This window comes from Paenibacillus forsythiae T98 (assembly GCF_000520735.1).
Classification (GTDB): domain Bacteria; phylum Bacillota; class Bacilli; order Paenibacillales; family Paenibacillaceae; genus Paenibacillus_AQ; species Paenibacillus_AQ forsythiae.
Genome location: NZ_ASSC01000295.1, coordinates 1 through 3,617, shown reverse-complemented (window position 1 = coordinate 3,617; position 3,617 = coordinate 1). Strand labels below are relative to the sequence as shown.

The following is a 3,617-nucleotide window of genomic DNA, read 5'->3' as shown; positions in this document are numbered from 1 at the left end:
GGGCCGCCGCCTGTCGGGCGCGGAGCCGGAGCAGCCCCAGCCGGAGAAGGGCGTGGGGCTGCTCAATACGGCGCGGCGGCTGCAGGTGCTGTACGGCTACCGGTCGCGGCTGACGGCGGCCGCGAACCCGGGCGGTGGCATGATCTTCACTTTCCATATTCCTGTGAAGGGCAGCAAGGAGGTTTCTTCCCATGATGACGGTCATGTTGATTGATGACGATGTGCCTATGCTGGACTATGTGAAGCATTTGCTGGGCCAGCTCGATCTGGAGCTTGAGGTGGTTGCCGCAGCCTGCGGCAGCGAGCAGGCGCTGGAGCTGTTTCATGACATGCTGCCCGATCTGGCCATCGTCGATATCGGGCTGCCCGGCATGGATGGGCTGGAGCTGGCGGAAGCATTCCGGATGATGAAGCCGGAGGTACGGCTCATTTTCCTGACCTGTTATGAAGATTTTCATTATTCCAAACGGGCGATTCAGCTGGAGGCCGACGATTATCTCATCAAGGATGAGCTTACGCCTGAGCAGCTCCGGGAGAGTGCCTCCAAGGCAATGAAGCGCTTCCGGAGACGGCGGGAGCTGCTGGAGCGCTACTCGTTCCAGCAGGCGATCGAGCGCAACCGGGAGGTGCTCAAGCAGAACTTCTTAAAGCAGCTGCTCTCCGAAGGCGGGGAATGGGACAATATATTGCTGTTCGGCGAGCGGCTCGGCATTTCCTGGAAGCTGCCCTATCTTCGCCACGGCTTTCTGCATATCGACGCCGCATCCGTGATCGGGCGCTACCGGTATAGAGACATGCCGCTCCTGCACTTTGCCGTCGGCAATATCGCGGCCGAGCTGTCCTCCGGCCTTGCATCGATCACGGCGCTGATGGACGGAGAGGCGGACATTTATTTGCTGTGGAATGTCGAAGACCGGAAGGTCCCGGAAGACGGGCTGATCCGGTATATGATGTCTGTCCGGGAGAAGGCGGAGCAGTATCTGAAGGTCAGCGTGCGCGGCTTCTGCGCGGAGGAGACGGTCCCGGTCCGGCAGTTCGTCGAGACCTACAAGCATTTGGCGGAGTACCGGGATCACAGCTTCTATGGACCCGCCCTGCCAGCCGCGATGCTGAAGCCCGACCGGACGTTCCTGCTGGCGGCCGAATCGAAGCCGGAGAAAGAGAAGGCGATGCTGTCGCTGGCGCTGGAGGAGGACAACGCCGCCTGGATCGACCTCGCCATAGGCAAGCTGGCGCAGCATGCTAGAGCGGAGCATTGGTCGCCAAGGCTGCTTAAAGAAGCTTACGCCGATTGTGTCCGCAGGATGGCGTCGGAAACGAACGGAACGGCGGAGGAAGCGTTCTTCGTCCACTTAAGCCGGTCCCTCCATGCGGAGGAAGCGGCGCGCCTGACGAAGCGGGAGCTGTGGAACCTGTGGCGTCATCAGGCGCTTGCGCCGATCACCGAGCTGGAGAAGGATATCCGGCTTCAGGCCATCGACGTTTTTCTCAGGGAGCATGTCGACCGGACGATCACCTCGGTGGATATGGCGGAGCATCTTCACCTGAACCCCAGCTATTTCTCCCGCTATTTCAAGCGGCTGGCCGGGATGAAATTTACGGATTACGTCAATCGCTACAAAATCTCCATCGCCATCTCCATGCTTCGCCGGGAGAATGAGACCGTCGAGAATGTGGCTTATACGCTCGGGTTCTCGGACCGGGCTTATTTCTCCAAGGTCTTCAAGAAATACAGCGGCAAGAGCCCCAGTGAATTCAAGAATGTATAGCAATTCATGAATGCGCAGAGAGGGGCCAATACGAAAAGGAGAATATTTATGAAAGCGGTTACTTTAAATAAAATATTATGGCTTCCGCTTATCGCTGCCTTGATATTCGGTCTGGTCGGCCTCATGCCGCCGGGCCGGGCAGCGGCGGCGGGCACGACATATTATGTGGACGCCGCTGCGGGAGATGACGCGAATAGCGGCACAAGCGAGGAAAGCCCCTGGAAATCTCTGGACAAGGTCAATTCGGTCGTGTTCGATCCCGGCGACCGCATTCTGCTCAAAGCCGGTTCGGTCTGGAACAACGCTTATCTGGATCTGAAGGGCTCGGGGACGGAAGGCAGCCCAATTGTGGTTGACCGGTACGGATTCGGTCCCAAGCCGCTGATTCACTTCGGCAATACGGCGGTGGGCGGCGAAGGCTTCGGCGTCCGGCTCAAGAATGTGTCTTACTGGGAAATCAACAATCTGGAAATTACGAGCGGGCAGCACGCGACCGATATGCGCCGAAGCGGCATTCTTGTCGTCGGCGAAGGCGCGGGCGCCGGCGCGGTCCAGCATATTTATATCAAAGGCAATGACATCCATGACGTATTCGGCACTGACCGGAGAACCGGAGGCATCAATTTTCACGCGCGCGGCGGCAATACCGATCCCGAGAGCACCTGGGACGACGTGCTGATCGAGGATAATACGGTAATCAACGTGGCGGACACCGGCATTCAGGTGATGACGGACGCTTTTGCCAATACTTCCTGGGCCCATAAGTTTGACGCCTTCACCCGTTTGATTATACGCGGCAACTATGTGGAAAAAATTCACCGGGACGGCATTCTCGTCCGCGCTGGCGTCTCGCCGCTGATTGAGTATAACACGACGAGTGAGATTGGCGTCAGCTGCGACGTGAACACTTCGGTGGTGAATTATCTGGATACCATTGGTTATGTCGCCGCGCAGTGGGCCTATTACACCACCGGAGCCGTCTTCCAGCATAACGAGGCGTTCAATACCCGGGTTCTTCAGGGAGACGGCCAGGCCTGGGACTTCGACATCAGGGTGAGCGACAGCATCTATCAATATAACTTCAGCCATCATAACGAGGGCGGAGCCCTGCTGGTTATGGACAGCACGAACAATAATATTTTTCGCTACAATATTAGCCAGAACGACTACGACGCCTTCGGCGCGTTCAATTTGAGACCGGGCGGAGGCAGTCTGTACATCTACAATAATGTCATCTACCGCGATAATGGAATTTCATCGGCCCTGACCAAATCGAGTACGAGCGGAATGGCGTATTACAGCAACAATATTTTCTATAACGCCGTCAGCGGAACGTACACGAACAGCAGCTATGTAAAATACAGTCATAACCTGTTCTACGGCGCGAATGCGAATGTGCCCAGTGACCCCGGCAAGGTTGTGGGCGACCCGCTGTTTCTGAACGGCGGCGCCGCGTCCGGCATCGACACCGCCTCGGCGTATCAACTGGCCGAAGGCTCGCCGGCTATCAATGCCGGAGCTATTATATGGGGCAATGGCGGCGCCGACTTCTTCGGCAATCCGCTGTACGGCGGGGCGCCTGACATTGGCGTATACGAAGCCCCTGGTACGGCGAATCCCGAAGCGGCGGTGCTTGAGGACGATTTCGAAGACGGTATGGCGGATGGCTGGGCCACGGTCGGAGGAAGCTGGGACATCGGGACCGAGGATTCGCTGGTCTACGCCCAGAATGGGCTTTACGGGGAAGCAATCGCATTCGCTGGCGAAGCCTTCTGGACCGACTACAGTCTCGAAGCCGATGTGAAGGTGAAGAAGGTCGGCGGCAATGCCGGCATATTGTTCCGCTAT

At 57.7% G+C, this 3,617-nt stretch carries 3 protein-coding genes; all 3 read left to right on the top strand.

Features of this window, described 5'->3' with window-relative positions; all coding sequences use genetic code 11:
• The coding region (locus L692_RS32590) for a hypothetical protein (RefSeq protein ID WP_025699379.1) at positions 1-214 on the top strand (214 nt) is incomplete at its 5' end.
• On the top strand, positions 192-1,769 hold the full coding sequence (locus L692_RS0109675; RefSeq protein WP_025699377.1) for a response regulator transcription factor: 1,578 nt from the start codon (positions 192-194) through the stop codon (positions 1,767-1,769). The genes L692_RS32590 and L692_RS0109675, both read left to right, overlap by 23 nt.
• Before the next feature lie 48 nt (positions 1,770-1,817).
• On the top strand, positions 1,818-3,617 hold a 1,800-nt coding region (locus L692_RS0109670), incomplete at its 3' end, for a right-handed parallel beta-helix repeat-containing protein (RefSeq protein WP_025699375.1).